Source organism: Calothrix sp. PCC 6303 (assembly GCF_000317435.1).
In the GTDB taxonomy this organism is placed as follows: domain Bacteria; phylum Cyanobacteriota; class Cyanobacteriia; order Cyanobacteriales; family Nostocaceae; genus PCC-6303.
Window position 1 is genome coordinate 1,868,635 of the sequence record NC_019751.1, and the last position, 20,306, is coordinate 1,888,940.

Annotated in this window: 12 protein-coding genes, 2 tRNA genes and 3 rRNA genes; 12 read left to right on the forward strand and 5 right to left on the reverse strand. The window is 43.0% G+C overall.

Annotated features, from left to right (window positions below; genetic code table 11):
- Positions 1 to 455: 455 nt before the first annotated feature.
- The 3 genes from CAL6303_RS07710 to glyQ form a co-directional block, all read right to left on the reverse strand.
- A complete protein-coding gene (locus tag CAL6303_RS07710; RefSeq protein ID WP_015197282.1) occupies positions 456 to 1,007 on the reverse strand; it encodes a type II toxin-antitoxin system VapC family toxin in 552 nt (183 codons plus the stop codon).
- Between the two features lie 48 nt (positions 1,008 to 1,055).
- The gene (locus tag CAL6303_RS07715) at positions 1,056 to 1,445 is read right to left on the reverse strand and encodes an STAS-like domain-containing protein (protein ID WP_015197283.1); all 390 of its coding nucleotides are present in this window, start codon (positions 1,443 to 1,445) and stop codon (positions 1,056 to 1,058) included.
- 624 nt (positions 1,446 to 2,069) lie between these two features.
- Positions 2,070 to 2,960: a glycine--tRNA ligase subunit alpha gene (gene glyQ / locus CAL6303_RS07720; RefSeq protein ID WP_015197284.1), complete on the reverse strand. Its 891-nt coding sequence runs from the start codon at positions 2,958 to 2,960 to the stop codon at positions 2,070 to 2,072.
- Positions 2,961 to 3,319: 359 nt separating this feature from the next.
- Between glyQ and CAL6303_RS07725 the strand changes: the two genes are divergently transcribed.
- From CAL6303_RS07725 to CAL6303_RS07765, 9 genes are all read left to right on the forward strand, one after another.
- Positions 3,320 to 4,807: ribosomal RNA gene (locus CAL6303_RS07725) — 16S ribosomal RNA — on the forward strand.
- 155 nt (positions 4,808 to 4,962) lie between these two features.
- Positions 4,963 to 5,036: transfer RNA gene (locus tag CAL6303_RS07730), tRNA-Ile, on the forward strand.
- Positions 5,037 to 5,132: 96 nt separating this feature from the next.
- Positions 5,133 to 5,205 (forward strand) — tRNA-Ala (locus tag CAL6303_RS07735).
- 197 nt (positions 5,206 to 5,402) lie between these two features.
- Positions 5,403 to 8,292, forward strand: a 23S ribosomal RNA gene (locus CAL6303_RS07740).
- Positions 8,293 to 8,361: 69 nt separating this feature from the next.
- Positions 8,362 to 8,479, forward strand: a 5S ribosomal RNA gene (gene rrf / locus CAL6303_RS07745).
- Together the 16S, 23S and 5S rRNA genes with 2 tRNA genes alongside form the textbook arrangement of a ribosomal RNA operon.
- A gap of 451 nt (positions 8,480 to 8,930) precedes the next feature.
- Positions 8,931 to 9,533 (forward strand): superoxide dismutase, encoded by a 603-nt coding sequence (locus CAL6303_RS07750; protein ID WP_015197285.1) that lies wholly within the window; start codon positions 8,931 to 8,933, stop codon positions 9,531 to 9,533.
- A gap of 89 nt (positions 9,534 to 9,622) precedes the next feature.
- Entirely contained in the window at positions 9,623 to 9,829 is a 207-nt protein-coding gene (locus CAL6303_RS07755) for a hypothetical protein (RefSeq protein WP_015197286.1), read from the forward strand.
- An 82-nt stretch (positions 9,830 to 9,911) separates the two neighbouring features.
- Positions 9,912 to 10,940, forward strand: a complete 1,029-nt coding sequence (gene purM / locus CAL6303_RS07760; protein ID WP_015197287.1) for a phosphoribosylformylglycinamidine cyclo-ligase — start codon at positions 9,912 to 9,914, stop codon at positions 10,938 to 10,940.
- Between the two features lie 459 nt (positions 10,941 to 11,399).
- The gene (locus tag CAL6303_RS07765) at positions 11,400 to 12,086 is read left to right on the forward strand and encodes a PHP domain-containing protein (protein WP_015197288.1); all 687 of its coding nucleotides are present in this window, start codon (positions 11,400 to 11,402) and stop codon (positions 12,084 to 12,086) included.
- Positions 12,087 to 12,548: 462 nt separating this feature from the next.
- On the opposite strand, the gene CAL6303_RS07770 is transcribed toward CAL6303_RS07765, so the two are convergent.
- On the reverse strand, positions 12,549 to 14,375 hold the full coding sequence (locus CAL6303_RS07770; RefSeq protein WP_015197289.1) for a tetratricopeptide repeat protein: 1,827 nt from the start codon (positions 14,373 to 14,375) through the stop codon (positions 12,549 to 12,551).
- A 321-nt stretch (positions 14,376 to 14,696) separates the two neighbouring features.
- Between CAL6303_RS07770 and CAL6303_RS07775 the strand changes: the two genes are divergently transcribed.
- Positions 14,697 to 16,301: a B12-binding domain-containing radical SAM protein gene (locus tag CAL6303_RS07775; protein ID WP_015197290.1), complete on the forward strand. Its 1,605-nt coding sequence runs from the start codon at positions 14,697 to 14,699 to the stop codon at positions 16,299 to 16,301.
- 13 nt (positions 16,302 to 16,314) lie between these two features.
- Here the strand turns inward: CAL6303_RS07775 and CAL6303_RS31405 are convergent, their stop codons facing one another.
- On the reverse strand, positions 16,315 to 16,449 hold the full coding sequence (locus tag CAL6303_RS31405; protein ID WP_255348451.1) for a hypothetical protein: 135 nt from the start codon (positions 16,447 to 16,449) through the stop codon (positions 16,315 to 16,317).
- Here CAL6303_RS31405 and CAL6303_RS07780 point away from each other — a divergent pair.
- Both CAL6303_RS07780 and CAL6303_RS07785 read left to right on the forward strand, forming a co-directional pair.
- Positions 16,448 to 16,771 (forward strand): hypothetical protein, encoded by a 324-nt coding sequence (locus CAL6303_RS07780; RefSeq protein WP_015197291.1) that lies wholly within the window; start codon positions 16,448 to 16,450, stop codon positions 16,769 to 16,771. The genes CAL6303_RS31405 and CAL6303_RS07780 overlap by 2 nt on opposite strands.
- Before the next feature lie 157 nt (positions 16,772 to 16,928).
- Positions 16,929 to 20,183, forward strand: a complete 3,255-nt coding sequence (locus tag CAL6303_RS07785; protein WP_015197292.1) for a tetratricopeptide repeat protein — start codon at positions 16,929 to 16,931, stop codon at positions 20,181 to 20,183.
- Positions 20,184 to 20,306 lie beyond the last annotated feature (123 nt).

Consider the following 20,306-nt stretch of genomic DNA (forward strand, 5'->3'; position numbering starts at 1 on the left):
AGTTATAAATTGATTTTTATGGATAAAATTCATCAATAATATAAAAAATGACTAGAATTTTCTATCAAATTTTTATCAACACTATTAAGTACACTTACAGCATTTTGCAACTACATAAAGTAGACCCTTCCCCGATACTTAACTTAATAATGGGATAGGTATTTTTCTAAATCACAAAGTTCATATCTTCTGTCAACACATAAAACTATGCAAAGAAGGGCGAAAATTTAGAAAATATTTATGTAATATTACGTAGAGATTATTTATGATAAATATGTAGATCGTAAATAAGCGAACGCACAGTATATGAATACCAAAAGTGTATGAATAAAAATGGGGAAATTCCATCAGAATACACAGCCTAGGCACAGCCACCCCAAATCTTTGCGCTTGCCCCAACTGCCTACTGCCTTGTTATAACGACAATTTTCAACACCCACCTACTTAATATTTATTCACTGCTCAATTAATAGCTTGGGATTAGCTGTAAGAATTGTCAGGTTAGAACCACTAAAGTCTGCATCATGGGTTACTAATTTCAAATTATCAGCCCGGCATAATTCTGCCAGAACTTGGTCATTAAAATCTGCTTCTCCACCTGCATATTCAGTCAAAATTGAAACTATTTCCGCAGAATTGAATCTACTTCTGGTTGGTTCAGATTTTTCTAATATTTTTCTAGCTCTACGGGCAATTTGTTCGGCAACAGGTTTAAAATGAGAACTATTACGAAATAACTTATAATCAGTTGGTTTATTGCCAGTGGGCAATTTGTTATAGAAAAACCGTGCATAGGCATTGATAAATTCAGACAGTACCAAAGCATCTAGCACTATAGGACAACCCGCACCACGAATCCTGCGTAATGCGGATGTGTAAGCATATCGATACTGTGAAGAAATATGACTGGGTGGACCGTAAATATACATCCAGATATTCGCATCAAACAATACTCCATCGCGGGAGTTAAATTGGTAAGACTCAATGGAGTAGACTTGCTTAGTCATATTCAATCTCTTCTGCTGCGTCTTCTGACTGAATGCTTTATAATTACCTTATAGCGAGTCTTCTCCCATCACGGCGACTATAGCATCTCTGAAGCGTTGTGGATTTTTCAAGAAGTCTTTAACATCCTGAATAATACATTCTATATCTGCTGCATCATCCGAATTTACATCAGCAATACTTAAGCTTGTATCGACTAATTCTTCCGGATAATTGGCATACAATCGAAAAAATGCTTCTGCAAGAAAGGCAGAAGTGATATCTTCCCCATTTTTAAATGATAAACGAACCCTTTTTCCAGCGTTAAATACTGCTGCAATGTGTTCATAAACACGTTTGCCATCCTCGCACACAACACAGAATTTATCTCCAAGAACATCGGTAATACAGACAGTTACTGTATTTTCGCTTTGAGCGGTAGGGAAAATGAAGCGATTCATGATGAAAACGAAGATACTGTTTCCAGTTCCCAATTCTAACTTAAGATAGAGTGCATTTTAGATGCTTCCTATACGAGTTCAGATGTTTTTAAAGTGAGATTGAGTTCAATAGCGATCGCAAAACTGGAAAATTGCCGCAGAAGCCTTTATTGATAAAAGTTTCGGGACTTTTTAATCCCTTGATCTGTACGCTTTAAGTACAATTTACTCTAATACCAATTGAAAAAAAATACGATGGACAGTAGGGGCGAACAACTGTTCGCCCTCATTAGTACGGGTCTTAATCTAAATAACACAAAGGTTCTATGAAACAAAATTCATTTGGGTGTGGCTCTTTTCATAGGACGCATATTCCATTTGTGTTACCAGACCATAGCCCAATTTAAGCTAAAACGCACTTAGTTTGTAATCGCAAAACCTTTATAGCAAGCATTTTAGACTTCAAAAGATGTCATTTAGATGCGTCTAAGCTTATATCTAGATTTTAGTTTTATGACCTAGAAAGCTAAAATTAAGCGATCACTAAAAATCAAACACAAAAACCCATTTCAATGTGTAGCATAATACTAAAAAACAGAAATATTTCTAAGATTTCTGCTCAATCTTTAACACCAGGGCATAACTTTAATTTTTTAATAGTGGAAAGTTCAACTTTTCTCTCTGTTCAACATATAACTGCGCCACTTTTCGAGCCAAAGCCCTAATTCTGCCGATATATCTAGTCCTCTCAGTCACAGAAATTACACCTCGTGCATCCAATAAATTAAACATGTGCGAACACTTAATCACATAGTCTAAACTTGGTAAGACCAATTCCCGCTCAGTTAACTGTGTAGCTTCTTGCTCATACAAATTAAACAGCATCAGTAACATATCTGGATTTGATACTTCAAAATTATAAGTACATTGCTCAATTTCTCCTTGGAGATGAATATCACCATACTTAATTTCATCAGTCCAATCAATTTCTGTAATCGCCTCAACTTCTTGCAAATACATCGCCAGTCGCTCTAAACCGTATGTAATCTCAATCGACACTGGGCGACAATCAATCCCTCCACACTGTTGGAAGTAGGTAAACTGGGTAATTTCCATCCCATCCAACCAAACTTCCCAACCAGTACCCCAAGCTCCTACCGTTGCATCTTCCCAGTTATCTTCTACAAATCGAATATCATGATCATCGGGGTTAATTCCCAAAGCTCTCAGGGAATCCAAATAAATTTCTTGAATGTTATTGGGTGAAGGTTTAATTAAAACTTGATACTGATAATAGTGTTGAAAGCGATTGGGATTTTCCCCATAACGTCCATCTGTTGGACGACGGCAAGGCTCTACATATGCCACAGACCAAGGTTCTGGTCCCAAAGCCCTTAGAAAAGTATGAGGGTTCTTTGTTCCTGCACCCTTCTCAAGATCGTAAGACTGACCAATCAAGCATCCAGTACCTAGTTTTTCACTAAGTCCCTTACTCCAAAAGTCATTCAATGTTGCTATGACCGACTGAAAATTCATGTGCGCTCTCCAAAACCTAGCCACAATTTACTATATTACTGTGGCTCACGGCGACAAACACCATTAGCTTTGCAGGGTTGAAGGTCGCATAACAAATCGCGGAAAGCCCAAGTAGCAACAAAAAAAAGGAGATAAAGAAAAAGAATAAGGAAAAGAGTTGACAGGGAAGGGAGGCTCCGCTAGTATGTATAAGTGCCGGAAAAGCGGAGCGCAAAGCGCAAGGCTCGAAGGGAATCGAACCAGACCTTTGAAAGCATTTGGAAGCTAGTATATAGCACTTGGTCGGGTGAAGTAAAGATATAACCCAGACTGAGGGAAAAAATCAGTCAAAAGAGCTAAAAAGAACTACTTTAGTTAACAAAACGGAGAGTTTGATCCTGGCTCAGGATGAACGCTGGCGGTATGCTTAACACATGCAAGTCGAACGGGCACTTTAGGGTGTTAGTGGCGGACGGGTGAGTAACGCGTGAGAATCTAGCTCTAGGTCTAGGACAACCATTGGAAACGGTGGCTAATACTGGATGTGCCGGGAGGTAAAAGGCTTGCTGCCTAGAGAAGAGCTTGCGTCAGATTAGCTAGTAGGTGTGGTAAGAGCGCACCTAGGCGACGATCTGTAGCTGGTCTGAGAGGACGATCAGCCACACTGGAACTGAGACACGGTCCAGACTCCTACGGGAGGCAGCAGTGGGGAATTTTCCGCAATGGGCGAAAGCCTGACGGAGCAATACCGCGTGAGGGAGGAAGGCTCTTGGGTTGTAAACCTCTTTTCTCTAGGAAGATAATGACGGTACTAGAGGAATAAGCATCGGCTAACTCCGTGCCAGCAGCCGCGGTAATACGGAGGATGCAAGCGTTATCCGGAATGATTGGGCGTAAAGCGTCCGCAGGTGGTTTTAAAAGTCTGTTGTTAAAGCGTGAGGCTTAACCTCATAAGGGCAATGGAAACTATAAGACTAGAGTACGTTCGGGGCAAGGGGAATTCCCAGTGTAGCGGTGAAATGCGTAGAGATTGGGAAGAACACCGGTGGCGAAAGCGCCTTGCTAGGCCGTAACTGACACTGAGGGACGAAAGCTAGGGGAGCGAATGGGATTAGATACCCCAGTAGTCCTAGCCGTAAACGATGGATACTAGGCGTTGTCTGTATCGACCCGGACAGTGCCGTAGCTAACGCGTTAAGTATCCCGCCTGGGGAGTACGCACGCAAGTGTGAAACTCAAAGGAATTGACGGGGGCCCGCACAAGCGGTGGAGTATGTGGTTTAATTCGATGCAACGCGAAGAACCTTACCAGGGCTTGACATGTCCAGAATCTTGCTGAAAGGTGAGAGTGCCTTAGGGAGCTGGAACACAGGTGGTGCATGGCTGTCGTCAGCTCGTGTCGTGAGATGTTGGGTTAAGTCCCGCAACGAGCGCAACCCTCGTCCTTAGTTGCCATCATTAAGTTGGGAACTCTAGGGAGACTGCCGGTGACAAACCGGAGGAAGGTGGGGATGACGTCAAGTCAGCATGCCCCTTACGTCCTGGGCTACACACGTACTACAATGCTACAGACAATGGGAAGCTACACAGCGATGTGATGCGAAACTCAGAAACTGTGGCTCAGTTCAGATTGCAGGCTGCAACTCGCCTGCATGAAGGAGGAATCGCTAGTAATTGCAGGTCAGCATACTGCAGTGAATTCGTTCCCGGGCCTTGTACACACCGCCCGTCACACCATGGAAGCTGGTAGTGCCCGAAGTCGTTACCCTAACTGCTTGCAGAGGGGGATGCCTAAGGCGAGACTGGTGACTGGGGTGAAGTCGTAACAAGGTAGCCGTACCGGAAGGTGTGGCTGGATCACCTCCTTTTAGGGAGACCTACCCAACTTGAAGTGAATGAGGTTCAATAAATCTTCGGATGAATAGAGCCAGAGGATTCACATGAAGATGGTCATTCCTAGGTCGGTCAGCCGTCTAAGTGTAAGCTTTCAAACTATAATTAGGTTCGATGAAACTGGTGGAATGGGCTATTAGCTCAGGTGGTTAGAGCGCACCCCTGATAAGGGTGAGGTCCCTGGTTCGAGTCCAGGATGGCCCACCTAAAATCGACTTAAGAGATGAGTTAAAATCAGTACAAGCTGTTGACTTAGAGTTAAGAGCTTTGATTGACGGAGATAGATCTTAAGAGTTGTGAGGGGGTTTAGCTCAGTTGGTAGAGCGCCTGCTTTGCAAGCAGGATGTCAGCGGTTCGAGTCCGCTAACCTCCACTGCAAATCATCTACATGACTTGTGATGAGTTGTGAGTTAAATTTCAGCACCTTAGTGAGCAATAAGCGAGCTAGAATGCTGAGTAATGACTCAGTAAAGAACCATGAAAACTGCATAATAGAAGCGAAAAAGGTAGGTAGTACGAGAAGCTTGAGAGCGCGCAAGTGTGATTGAGTGAAATCGGAAACAGACAAAAGGTCAAAGGAATAAGGGCTGACGGTGGATACCTAGGCACGCAGAGGCGAAGAAGGACGTGGTTACCTACGAAAAGTTCCGGGGAGTTGGAAGCAAGCGTTGAGCCGGAAATGTCCGAATGGGGCAACCCAGAATACTGCCACCTGAATATATAGGGTGGAAAGAGCGAACCTAGCGAACTGAAACATCTTAGTAGCTAGAGGAAAAGAAATCAAAAGAGATTCCCAAAGTAGTGGTGAGCGAAATGGGAAGAGCCTAAACCAGAATGCTTGCATTGTGGGGTAGTGGGACAACGAGATGGAATCGGAAGGTTAGACGAAGCATTGAAAAGATGCACCAGAGAAAGTGAGAGTCTTGTAGTCGAAAGCTGAAAGATACTAGTTGAATCCCGAGTAGCATGGAGCACGAGAAATTCCATGTGAATCAGCGAGGACCACCTCGTAAGGCTAAATACTACTGCGTGACCGATAGAGAACAAGTACCGCGAGGGAAAGGTGAAAAGAACCCCGGGAGGGGAGTGAAAAAGAACATGAAACCGTCAGCTTACAAGCAGTGGGAGTCTGATTAAACGGATGACCGCGTGCCTGTTGAAGAATGAGCCGGCGACTTATAGGTACTGGTGGATTAAGCTATTAAGTAGCGAAGTCAAAGGGAAACCGAGTCTGAGAAGGGCGTTAATCAGTATTTATAGACCCGAACCCTGGCGATCTAACCATGTCCAGGATGAAGCTTGGGTAACACCAAGTGGAGGTCCGCACCGACTGATGTTGAAAAATCAGCGGATGAGGTGTGGTTAGGGGTGAAATGCCAATCGAGCCAGGAGCTAGCTGGTTCTCCCCGAAATGTGTTTAGGCGCAGCGGTTACGAATATAGCTTGGGGGTAAAGCACTGTTTCGGTGCGGGCTGGGAGACCGGTACCAAATCGAGACAAACTCAGAATACCAAGTGAACATGTAGCCAGTAAGACGGTGGGGGATAAGCTTCATCGTCAAGAGGGAAACAGCCCAGACCGCCAGCTAAGGTCCCCAAATCAACGTTAAGTGGCAAAGGAGGTGGGAGTGCACAGACAACCAGGAGGTTTGCCTAGAAGCAGCCACCCTTGAAAGAGTGCGTAATAGCTCACTGGTCAAGCGCTCCTGCGCCGAAAATGAATGGGACTAAACGTTGTACCGAAGCTGCGGACTTGTATTATGTACAAGTGGTAGGGGAGCGTTCTATAAGAAGAGAAGCATTAGCGGCAAGCAGGTGTGGATTTTATAGAAGTGAGAATGTCGGCTTGAGTAGCGCAAATATTGGTGAGAATCCAATACCCCGAAACCCCAAGGGTTCCAGAGGCAGGTTCGTCCACTCTGGGTTAGTCGGGTCCTAAGGCGAGGGCGAACGCCGTAGTCGATGGACAACGGGTGAATAATCCCGTACTAATTTATGTTTGTGCAGAGGGACGGAGAAGGTGAATGTCAGCCGGATGTTGGTTACCGGTTTAAGTGTCGAGGTGTTGAGAGACGGAGAAAACGTCTTGAGTTGAGGCATGAGTACGACCTGCTACGGCGGGGAAGTGGCATAATCTAGCTTCCAAGAAAAGCTCGGTGGCACGTTAAGCATAAATTACCCGTACCCGAAACCGACACAGGTGGGGAGGTTGAGTAAACTAAGGGGCGCGAGATAACTCTCTCTAAGGAACTCGGCAAAATGGCCCCGTAACTTCGGAAGAAGGGGTGCCCATAGCAATATGGGTCGCAGTGAAGAGATCCAGGCGACTGTTTACCAAAAACACAGGTCTCCGCGAAGTGTAATCACGAAGTATGGGGGCTGACGCCTGCCCAGTGCCGGAAGGTTAAGGAAGTTGGTCAGGGTAGAAATATTTGAAGCTGACGACTGAAGCCCCGGTGAACGGCGGCCGTAACTATAACGGTCCTAAGGTAGCGAAATTCCTTGTCGGGTAAGTTCCGACCCGCACGAAAGGCGTAACGATCTGGATGGTGTCTCGGAGAGAGACTCGGCGAAATAGGATTGTCTGTGAAGATACGGACTACCTGCACCTGGACAGAAAGACCCTATGAAGCTTTACTGTATCCTGGAATTGGGTCCGGGCTTGGCTTGCGCAGGATAGGTGGGAAGCGTAGAGTATATCCTTGTGGGGATATAGGAGCTAACGGTGAGATACCACTCTGGCGAAGCTAGGATTCTAACTGATGACCATAATCTGGTCAGAGGACATTTTCAGGTGGGCAGTTTGACTGGGGCGGTCGCCTCCCAAAAGGTAACGGAGGCGCGCAATGGTTCCCTCAGCACGGTTGGAAATCGTGCGGCGAGTGTAAAGGCAATAAGGGAGCTTGACTGCAAGAGATACATCTCGAGCAGGTACGAAAGTAGGTCTTAGTGATCCGACGGCGCAGAGTGGAATGGCCGTCGCTCAACGGATAAAAGTTACTCTAGGGATAACAGGCTGATCTCCCCCAAGAGTCCACATCGACGGGGAGGTTTGGCACCTCGATGTCGGCTCATCGCAACCTGGGGCGGAAGTACGTCCCAAGGGTTGGGCTGTTCGCCCATTAAAGCGGTACGTGAGCTGGGTTCAGAACGTCGTGAGACAGTTCGGTCCATATCCGGTGCAGGCGTTAGAATATTGAGAGGAGCCTTCCTTAGTACGAGAGGACCGGGAAGGACGCACCGCTGGTGTACCAGTTATCGTGCCAACGGTAAACGCTGGGTAGCTATGTGCGGAGTGGATAACCGCTGAAAGCATCTAAGTGGGAAGCCCACCTCAAGATGAGTATTCTTTTTACTTTAAGTAAGTAAGGTCACGGGAAGAACACCCGTTGATAGGCTCGAAGTCGAAGTTCAGTAATGGATGTAGCTCACGAGTACTAATAGACCGAGGCTTTGACCTTAACTAATTATTCGCTTCTATATGCAGTCTTCATGGTTTTTCCAAAACAGGAACAAAACCATACAGATTTCCTGGTGCTGATGGCGTGGTGGAACCACACTGAATCCATCCCGAACTCAGAGGTGAAACGCTACTGCGGCAACGATAGTTGGAGGGTTGCCTCCCGCCAAAATAGCTCGGCGCCAGGTCTATTCTTTTCCAAAGCCCCTTCCTATGCACATCATAGGAGGGGGCTTTGCTTTTACATGCTTATTTAAACTCAGCAATCAGATAGATGCTATTTGAGTTACGGAAGAGGCAAAATTGAATATCTATTGAATATCTTAAGAGATAGATCACTATCAGCTAGTAGGTGCGATCGCGTAAACTTACGAACCAGACCTTTGAAAGCAAAGTAGTGCAGTAGTTTTCCTGGCTTAAATTATTTTTAGTGATCTTAGGTTGATATTCATGAAAATTGCCCAAACACAAAATTAAGTAATAATGTGTACTCATAACGACTATTTGCTTGTACAATCATATTATTAAGTTTTATATATCAGCATTAAGCATTGGATAAAGCTTATTGCTGAGAAATATAGATTCCAGAGCGGCATCAGAAGCCCTAAACTGATCAACAGTAAAGAGAGGATTTGACAAATGGCATTTACACAACCCGCACTGCCCTTTCCTAGCAATGCACTCGAACACAAAGGGATGAAAGCCGAAACCTTTGAATATCACTACGGGAAGCATCACAAAGCTTATGTTGACAACTTGAACAAATTGGTTGAAGGTAGCGACTTAGCAAGCAAACCTTTGGAAGAAGTAATCCAAATTGCTTTTAAAGATTCCTCTAAAGCGGGAATTTTTAACAACGCGGCTCAAGTTTGGAACCACAGCTTTTTCTGGAACTGCCTCAGTCCCAATGGCGGTGGAGCACCAACAGGTGAATTGGCTACTAGAATTGAAAAAGATTTTGGCAGCTTCGATAAATTTAAAGAAGAGTTTTCAAACGCTGCTGCAACTCAATTTGGTAGTGGTTGGGCTTGGTTAGTAGATGATGGTGGTACTTTAAAGGTAATGAAGACACCTAATGCAGAAAATCCCCTTGCCCATGGGAAAAAAGCATTATTAACTATCGATGTATGGGAACATGCTTATTACATCGACTTTAAGAATGCCCGTCCTGGTTTTATCAAGAACTTCTTAGACAACTTGGTAAACTGGGACTTTGTTGCCCATAACCTAGCTGCTGCTTAATTTATATTTTCAGATCCTCGAATTCTGGATCCAGAATTCGGGGATATTTTACATAAATTTGCTCCAAAAGCTCAAAATTGGAATTAATTATGAATAGTAGAGATATAGCCAAATACATCGAAACTACTGATGGGATTTCAAAACCTTGGTTGTTAGTGCAATTACGGTTAAAAAAACTTCAGGAACGTCGTGACGAAATTACTGATAGTGAATATGTTAAGGAACTAGCTGACATTCACGGTGACTTAATGAAATTGGGTCAATGGTGGCATGGTCAAGAAGATAAGGTATTCTAAAAGATTGTAAGGTTAGTAGTGATGGTTTTTTAGACTCCTAACTTACTACTTCTAAAATTTAGTGGGAATGGTGCTTTGACGGATGGATTATCGTGAAGCTGGGGTTGATGTTGAAGAAGGTCGGGCGTTTGTTAATCAAATTAAGAGTTTAGTTCACAGTACCTTTAGACCAGAGGTAATTGGCGGCTTAGGTGGCTTTGGTGGATGTTTTCAGCTACCATCGGGTTACAAAGAACCAGTTTTAGTTTCCGGTACCGATGGAGTGGGAACTAAATTAAAGATTGCCCATATTCTTAACCGTCATGACAGCGTTGGTATAGATTTGGTTGCAATGTGCGTGAACGATGTGCTGACATCAGGTGCAGAACCCTTATTTTTTCTGGATTATGTTGCCACAGGAAAGTTAGACAAAACTCAGCTAACAGAGGTAGTTGCGGGAATCGCATCTGGTTGTAAATTAGCTGGATGTGCTTTATTGGGTGGTGAAACTGCGGAAATGCCAGGATTTTACCAGTCTGGAGAATATGATTTGGCTGGGTTTTGCGTGGGAATTGTGGAAAAAAGTCAGATGTTAGATACTTCGCAAGTCCAATGTGGTGATATTGCGATCGCACTTTCGTCTTCAGGGGTTCACAGCAACGGTTATAGTTTAGTTCGCAAAATTATCAATGATAAAGGTTTTGATTGGCATGATACCCCAGAATTATTAGCTGGGAAAACCTTAGGAGAAACTTTCCTCACACCCACTGAGATTTACGTCAAACCAGTCCTTGCTGCACGTCAAGCAGGTTTAGAAATTCATGGCATGGCACATATCACAGGTGGTGGATTGCCAGAGAATTTACCACGTTGCCTAGGGGCAAATCAAGCTTTGGAACTTAATCTGCAAAATTGGGATACCCCTCCCTTGTTTACATGGTTAGCGCAAGCTGGAGAGGTCAACCATACCGCTATGTACAACACATTTAATATGGGAATCGGCTTTGTACTGATAGTTCCACTATCCCATGTACAGCAAACAACTGCATATTTTCAGTCCCAAAATATCAAAGCTGATGTCATCGGGGAAATTATTCCTGGTAATGGTGAATTGGTCGGATTACCAATTTAAATTCAAGTATAAATTTCGGTTTTTTTATATTTTTTATACAGTTAAAGTGTAGCGAAATGATGATTTTTCGCCGCAACAATGTCTAAGGCTGGGTATATATAACGATTATTTGTTATGTGTGACATATGGGCATTACGTAAATCTGCTATAGCCTCAGCTGCAAATCTTACTTTTTCAAATATCCGCAATCGAAAATACTCATGACTATATGGCTTTGAATTTGCTAACGTAGTCTTAACATATTGAAAAATTTTGCTAAAGATGTGCAAAAACTAGTTACTGACACTAGTAATTTAAATTGCTAATTGTTAATTAGTAATTTTTATATCTATCATCTGCTGTCCAGTTACCAGTATTAGACATATGACTAGTACCGTGAGTGTAAAAACTAGTGAACTAATCTAAACTCTAGGATCTTAGTTTCACTAAAAATAATTATCTTTTGAAACAGAGGGGGTTATGGTAGTAAACTTTGCTCGGACTTCACCTTCTAAAGAGCTTTTACAAGAAGTATTCCTGAGCGTTAATGCACAGAGTTGTCCAAATTTCTTTAACTTCCACATGCATACTGTTTTCTCCGATGGGAGACTTCAACCCAGTGTATTGATGGAACAAGCGATCGCAATCGGCTTAAAAGGTCTTGCTATTACCGATCATCATACCGTTGGTGGTTACCTAGCGGCTCAAAGCTGGTTGGAAGACTGGAAGTGGAACAACCCTAGCACAAATGCTCCTTGCTTGTGGAGTGGTGTGGAAATTAATGCTCATCTTTTAGGCATAGAGGTTCACATTTTGGGTTATGCTTTTGAGCCTACACATCCTAGCATCAAAAAATATCTTCAGCGACGTATTGCCACAGGTGCAGAATATCAAGCTGAAAATGTGATTGCCACAATTCATGAAGCAGGTGGTGTAGCAGTACTAGCTCATCCAGCGCGCTATCGGAAGCCGTTATTTGATCTTATTCCAGCATCGGTAGAGCTTGGTATCGATGGTGTTGAAGCTTTTTATGCTTACAACAATCCCAACCCATGGAAACCTAGTGTAATTGAAACTGAACAAGTGCAAAAACTAGCTAATCGATATGGACTATATACCACTTGTGGCACTGATACTCATGGATTAAATTTGTTGCAACGTTTGTAACTTCAGTTGTCGCAGAAAGATTTCAATCTCGACAAACCAATATAGCTCACAAAACATCTACTTACAGGGTGAATCAATAATTTCTTCTCAATCTTGTAACTCCTGGTTTATAAACCAGGAGACTTCAAATACAGTCGGACGGGTTAAGAATCGTTATTTTAAAGGTATGGGAAGCATTTCCGACTCAAAGTAGGTTCTATATAAGATAAACTTCTCACAAAAGACTCGTGAGCTTTATACAAATATAAAGGTTTCATACTAACTAAGGCTTGCTGAAAAAGTCCTATTTAAGGCAGATCGAGAATCAATTAACAATGCTTTTAATCGGCAGGTAAGTAATCTTAAACGCTAACTGTTCCTGGGGTGGAGTAAACTGAGCATTGACTCTTTCTTTGTTCCCTCAAAAGTCGTGATAAATCGGGTTTTTCGCGGGTTGATTTGTTTGCGATGGAAATCGGGTTTTTACATAGCTAATAATTGGGGAATATAATCATAACCATCAACTCCAATTACGGCGATAATTTTAGGACGATTTTGTTCCAAATACTTTTGAAAATTTTCCTCACCAAGTTGTTCCTGTAATCTTCTTAATAACTTCGCTGGTTTTTCCCATTCCAAAGAGGCAATTTGATTGAGTAAATACATCCCTAAACAACCTGTATAAATAGCCCTTTCAAAGTTAGCCAAGTCATAATTTACCTCAGCTAAATTAGCTAAATTAAAACCTTGGAGAGATAAATCACCGGAAATTTGGGCTGTGTTAAATCCTGCTTCCAAATATGTTGTTGCTTCCTGGGGTTTTTGGATAATTTGATGGGCAATACCCAAACTACTCAAACACAAAGCTTTACTTTGGATATCACCCAATTGTTCTGATAACTTTAAACCCTGTTGCAAATAATTAATTGCCATTTCGTAGGTTTCCGGTTCAGTATCTGCTGATTCCTGCGCTACCATCACCTCGCTGTAGCCAAAATTAACTAGGGCGTTTGCTTCTCCAGTTCTGTCACCTACTTGCCGACTGAGAATCAAGGCACGCTGACTAAAATTTACTGCTTCCGTATATTTTTTAACTTTGACACAAGTACGACTCAAATGATTTAAGTTGGCAATTTCACAGGCTCGATCCTCAGCCGTGCGGGCAATTTCCAGTGCTGAGGAGTGAAAATCGTAAGCGCGATCGCATTGTCCCATGGCGCTTTGTGAATACCCTAAAAGTGTCAAAATTCTCGCTTTTTCTTGGGTTCCTTCGGCACGTTTGAGGGGTTCATCGAGGTAGTTTAGGGCATCTTTGAGGTAACTGCCAGAGAAGGAGGCGAATATCCCCCCATACAAGGGGAAATACGGACGTTGGGCAAAGGTGCGTAAAATTTGCAGCATGATTTGGGAACCTGCATCATTATACATTTGCCCGATATTGCCAAAACCTTCTGCCAGTAAACTCCAAATCACCGCAAAGGTGAGAAAGGTAGAAATTGATAACTTAGAACCAGCCTTCACATTGTATGCCTGTTGATCGTACCAACTCACCAAACCCCGTTGGAGATATTGTAAAATCATCGCCATTTCTACCCAATCACTCAGGCTGAGATTCTTTTGCTGTTGAGCAAATTCAATTGTTGATTCTTCGGTGGCTAGACGGCGGAATAAGCCTTGGATTAAGGGATTATTGACTTTTTTCGCCCAACTTCCCCAAGGTCCACTATCGGCTGAGACACCACCAAATCCGATGGTGTCGGGACGTTCATACATCCAACTAACTAAGTGTTCTTGGAGTCCTTGCCAAGCTGTGACACCTCGCAGCGTACCTTGGGATATTTGCTGAAGATTTGAGCCAGTTTGGGCGTATTGTTGAAGGGATTTGGCTAGCTGTTGGGTTTGTTGGATATTGAGGGCATATTTTTGATTCGCATCGATGACTCGCAAAAACACAGTTAACTGTTCTGTTGCATCTGCCGTGGTGACATCCCTGATACCTGTAGCGACTATTTCAGAAGCTTTATTTTGTTCCTTTGCCCGTTGCCACTGAGTTTGAATCGTTTTGATGGCACGTAAGGTGCGAGTTGCCTTGGCTTTTTTGATTTCGTCAGTTTCTGAGTTTAATTGTTGCTCTGTAGAGGTTATGCGATCGCTTAATCCTAACTCAAATACTTCTCCCGTACCCAAAGTAACATTCTTCAGCAACATCTGATAGACTTGCTCAACCGAGCTAATCTTACCTTTGAGGGTAGTTTCTACAATTTCATCAATTAAAGCAAGATACTTTTCACGCAATGGCAAATCTGGCACGACACATTCTCAACTAGAAATTCGTCATCAATATTCTAGCGTGAGTTAGATCCACTGAAACCTAACTGAGAGTGTAGAGGTTTCCGGCTGTAACAGAAAATCCCCCAAATAAAATTAGCCATTTTTGTCAGATTAATTTTAGACCTCTGACGAAAATTATATAAGGGGGCTGTATAGCCTTACTTTCGGGTAACGCATAATTAATTTATCGAAATGTCTATTGCTTTAAAATGCAAATATGCGGAAAATTAAACTACACTTTTGATATAAGTTGGTACGTAAGTAAATATAAAAATATAACTTCTTGAGGAGTGGAACCAGATGCGAGTTTTATTCGTCTATCCAGTGTTTCCAAAAACATTTTGGTCTTATGAAAAGATATTAGATTTAGTCGATCGAAAAGTCTTATTACCACCTTTGGGTTTGGTGACAGTAGCGGCAATTTTACCCCAGGAATGGGAATTTAAATTAGTTGATCGTAATATTCGCGCCGTCACCGAGGAAGAATGGGAATGGGCAGAAATGGTGATTTTCTCCGCCATGATTGTCCAAAAACAAGATTTAATCGAGCAAATTGGCGAAGCTAAACGTCATGGTAAATTAGTGGCAGTTGGTGGACCTTATCCAACTTCTGTTCCCGATGTTGCGAAAGCAGCAGGTGCCGATTTCCTAATTTTGGATGAGGGAGAACTCACCCTACCCATGTTTGTGGATGCAGTGAATCGGGGGGAAACTTCCGGAATATTCCGCGCTACCGAAAAGCCTGATGTCACCTCCACACCGATTCCTCGGTTCGATTTGCTAGATTTCACCGCTTATGATTCCATGTCCATCCAGTTTTCGCGGGGTTGCCCCTTCCAATGCGAATTCTGCGATATTATTGTCCTTTACGGACGCAAACCCCGCACCAAGACTCCAGCGCAACTCCTAGCAGAGTTAGATTACCTCTATGAATTGGGTTGGCGACGCAGTGTCTTCATGGTGGATGATAATTTCATTGGCAATAAGCGAAATGTGAAGCTGTTGCTGAATGAATTAAAAATATGGGTAGCTGAACATCAATATCCCTTCAGTTTCGATACCGAAGCATCAATTGATTTGGCACAGGATCAAGAATTGATGGAATTGATGGTGGAATGTGGTTTCAAAGCGGTATTTTTGGGAATTGAAACCCCCGACGAAGATAGTTTACAGCTAACTAAGAAATTCCAAAACACCCGCAGTTCCCTAACTGAAGCGGTAGAAGCCATCATCCGAACAGGATTGCGCCCGATGGCTGGCTTTATTATAGGCTTTGATGGTGAGAAAGCTGGAGCAGGCGATCGCATTGTCAGATTTGCCGAGTTAGCTGCGATTCCTTCTACTACCTTTGCCATGTTACAAGCGCTACCTAATACAGCATTGTGGCATCGCCTCACCAAAGAAGGTAGATTACGGGAAAACAAAGACGGCAACATCAATCAAACCACATTGATGAACTTCATTCCCACCCGTCCCCTAGCAGATATTGCCAGTGAATATGTGGAAGCATTCTGTGCTTTATACGATCCCACAAAATATTTGGATCGTACCTATCGCTGCTTTTTAATGATGGGCAGTCCCAAATGGACAGCACCAGCCAAATTCCCCGAATTAATCGTTTTGAAAGCATTTGCCATTATTCTGTGGAGACAAGGCATCAAACGGGAAACAAGGTGGAAATTCTGGCATCACCTATTTAGCATTCTCAAGCGTAATCCCAAAGTTTTCGATCATTATCTTGCCACCTGCGCCCATATCGAACATTTCTATGAATATCGGCAAATAGTCCGCGATGAAATTGAATCACAACTTAAGGAATACTTAGCCCAAGGTGCCGAAAAACCCTACGTGGTTCCAGTAAAAACCCAAGAAAAGAAACAAGCAAAAGAAGCGATCGCATCCTAATTAAAAGCCTACTTTAGAAGTGCGATCGCATCGTAGAATCAACAGGTGTAAATAGTCCCAATATCCCAAATATCCCAAATGTAGAGACGCGATACATCGCGTCTTTCTCCCCCCGTATCCTATCAATAATCGATAACCAACAAATCATGGCAGATATTCAAATCGCTGTTGAAGGTGAAAATGCAGTCTTCGCAACCGAGGAACTTTTGGCTATTTCGGGGATTTCGGGAAGCTATACCACACCCGATGAAACTGAAAGAGAAGCAACGGTTGCGACGGTTGCAACCATTGTGGGGATTGTAGGGGGAACAATGGCGATCGCCGAACAAATTCGCAAGTGGTATCTTGAATATAAACAGCACAAATCTGGTGGAACAATTTCCAAGGTGTTGATTGTAGGCAAGAATGGCGAAAGGCTACTTTTGGAAGGTGCTACAGCCGAACAAATCCAGCGGATTTTGAATGGTTGATTTACATAAAAACATCTGTTGTAGGGGTTTAGCATTGCTAAACCCCTACAGTGGGGTCTATTTATCTGAGAATAGTTATAGAACAATACCAAAGCTGTCCGGAATGAGACTAGTCACCATTGTGGATAATATTTGACACCCCCATTTTCCCGGATTTATGCCAGTCCTGCGCTTTGACCTCAAATTAATTCAGAAAAATAACGTAGAGTTACGTTATTTTTTTAACAACAAAACCCAGTACGAACAACGCAATCTGGATTTAGCGGAGATTGCCGACTTAGTTAAAATCGCCGAACGTGATTATTACACTAGTTTACCCGAATCCCATGATGTGACGGGAAGACGGTTATTTAATTGGTTGGATGGCAATGAGCGTTGGTTGAGTCGAGCAATTGGGGAATGTCGGGGACAAGAGTTAGTTGTCGCAATCAAGGCAGAGCAACAATTAACACATCTGCCTTGGGAAGTGTTGCACGATGGAACTGAGTTTTTAATTAATCGGGTGAATCCGGTGGTGGTTCCGGTGCGGTGGGTGGAAGGAAATGGGGTAACTCAGGAGTTGGAAACGCGAGCTTTACGGGTCTTGTTTATGGCAACTTCTCCTGTGGATGTGGAACCTGTACTGGATTTTGAGGGAGAAGAAGCGAAGATTTTAGAGGCAACTCAAGCCACAAATTCTCCTGTGGAGTTGAGAGTTGAAGAAAGTGGTTCAACATCGGGATTAAAAAGGGTTTGGAGTCGCTACAGCGATCATAATATTTTTGATGTGTTTCACCTCAGTGGACACGCTTCCATAAATGAAGATGGTGTACCTTGTTTCATTACCGAGGATGAAACAGGGAAAAGTTTTTATATAGAGACGGAAACGGGGAAACGTTTTGGTACCACAGCGGAAGAATTAGCTGGAGTATTGCAATTTCGCTTTCCCAAGCTGGTGTTTTTGTCGGGATGTCGAACTGGGGAATCTGTCAAGAATGGAACTTTACCTTCAATGGCTGAAGCTTTGATTGGACACGGTGCAACAGCGGTTTTGGGTTGGGGTCGTCCGGTGATGGATACGAGTGCGACAATGGCAGCGGCGCAGTTGTATGGCAAATTGGCGAATGGGTATAGTTTGCCTCAAGCTTTGGCTGTGACATACAGGTTTTTACTGAAAGAACAGATTCGAGATTGGCATTTGTTGCGGTTGTATGTGCGGGGAGAATGTCCCGGTGCTTTGGTACAACCTTTGGAAGATCAAGTTTGGATGCCTCCAGAACCCGTATACGAGCAATTTTTAGATCCAGCAACTCAACAGGTGCGGGTAGCAACTCCCGATCAATTTGTGGGCAGGAGACGCACTTTACAACGCTGTCTTTTAGCACTTCGCAAACCGTCAAATTTGGGTGTATTGATTCACGGAATGGGAGGTTTGGGGAAAAGTACGGTGACAGCGAGATTGTTGGAGAGGATGATTGGTTATGACCGCATTGTAATTTATCGGGGATTGGATGAAGCTAAGTTGATAAATCTGCTTTCCCAGCAATGTACTGCGGAAGCGGGACATGAGATTTTGAATGGTAAGTTACCTTTGATGCAGCGATTGACGAAGTTTTTGCAAGGGGGTTTGAATAGCGACAAACAGCGGTTTATTTTTGTTTTGGATGATTTTGAAGCCAATTTAGAATCAGGAGAACTGCAAGGTCAAAATCACGTCCTCAAACCGGAAGTGGTATCTGTACTCACCGCACTTTTTCAGGCAATTCAACAATCTCGACTTCCCCATCGGGTAATTATTACCTGTCGTTACGATTTTAGATTACCGCAATTTGACCGCAACCTTTACCGCGAACCTTTAGCAGCATTGCGGAACGCGGATTTAATTAAGAAATACAACCGTTTGCAGTCATTTAACGGCACGATCAAAATAGACTCAGAATTAGAATTGCGAGCGAAAAAAGCTGCTGATGGGAATCCCCGGTTGTTGGAATGGTTGGATAAAATTCTCTGTGATGGAATTACCGATGTCGCGGTGATTTTAGCCAAGATTGAGAGTAAGGAAAAAGAATTCCGCGAGGATATTTTGGCAGAGGAATTGTTGAAACAGCAACATGTCGATTTAAAAAGGTTGCTGGGAACAGCTTTGATTTATGAGTTACCAGTTGTTAAAGATGCGATTTCGGCAATTTGTCAGGATATAGGGAATTTGGATAGTCATATCCAGCGTGCTGTGGGTTTGGGTTTATTGGAAGTTAATGTAACTAGCAATGAAGAACTATATCGCGTTTCCCGGATTCTGGAAGCATTATTATTAGTTGCAGAAGATGGGGGAAGTTTAGCAGGAGAAGCAGCAAAGGTTTTATATCGGTTGTGGTGGGAAGAAGCAGAAACATCAACCGAAGAACAAAAATTAGAAATTCATCGACTTGCTTTGTTGGGGAGAGAAACGGAAATAGCTGGTAATTTAGCATCTAATATCGCAAATAAATGGTGGCACAAAAGTCGTTATAGAGAAACAGTAGAGCTTTGTAAATCAACCTTAGACATCACACAAGATTATCGCGTTCTTAAAGAAATGGCTTATTGCCAACAACAACTGGGTGAAGTTGAACAAGCATTAAAAAATTATCAGCAAGCTAAAAAACTTTGTCCGTTGTCAGACGAAACAGAGACAGCAAGCATTTGTCATTATTTAGCAATAATTTACGCACAACAGGGTAAAGTGGAACATGCGATCGCGCTTTACCAACAGTCTTTGGAATTAAAGGAAAAAATTGGTGATATCCAAGGAAAAGCTGCTTCGTTACACCAACTTGCTATAATTTACGCACAACAGGGTGAAGTGGAACAAGCGATCACGCTTCACCAACAGTCTTTGGAATTAAATGAAAAAATTGGTAACATCCAAGGAAAATCTGCTTCGTTACACTGTCTTGCAATGATTTACGCTCGACAGGGTGAAGTGGAACATGCGATCGCGCTTTACCAACAGTCTTTGGATTTACTGGAAAAAATTGGTAATATCCAAGGAAAAGCTGCTTCGTTACACCAACTTGCTGGGATTTACGCTCAACAGGGTGAAGTGGAACATGCGATCGCGCTTTTTCAACAGTCTTTGGATTTATACGAAAAAATTGGTGATGTCCAAGGAAAAGCTGCTTCGTTACACTGTCTTGCTGGGATTTACGCTCAACAGGGTGAAGTGGAACAAGCGATCGCGCTTTTTCAACAGTCTTTGGATTTATACGAAAAAATTGGTGATGTCCAAGGAAAAGCCATGACTTTGTGGTGGTTAGGACATATCGCACAACAGCAAGGAAATTACACCACCGCACTTGAATATTTACAGGAATCCTTCAACATATTACAGCGAATCAAATCACCGGATGCGGAAAAAGTGGGAAAATTGATTTCTGAAGTTCAATTTAATTAACTTCTGCAACAATCACCAGAAGCGCAAGAGTATTCCAACAAATAAATGATCCAAAATCCGTCATTGCGAGGAGGAACGACGAAGCAATCGCAAGGACTTGGAGACTATGAGATTGCTTCATTC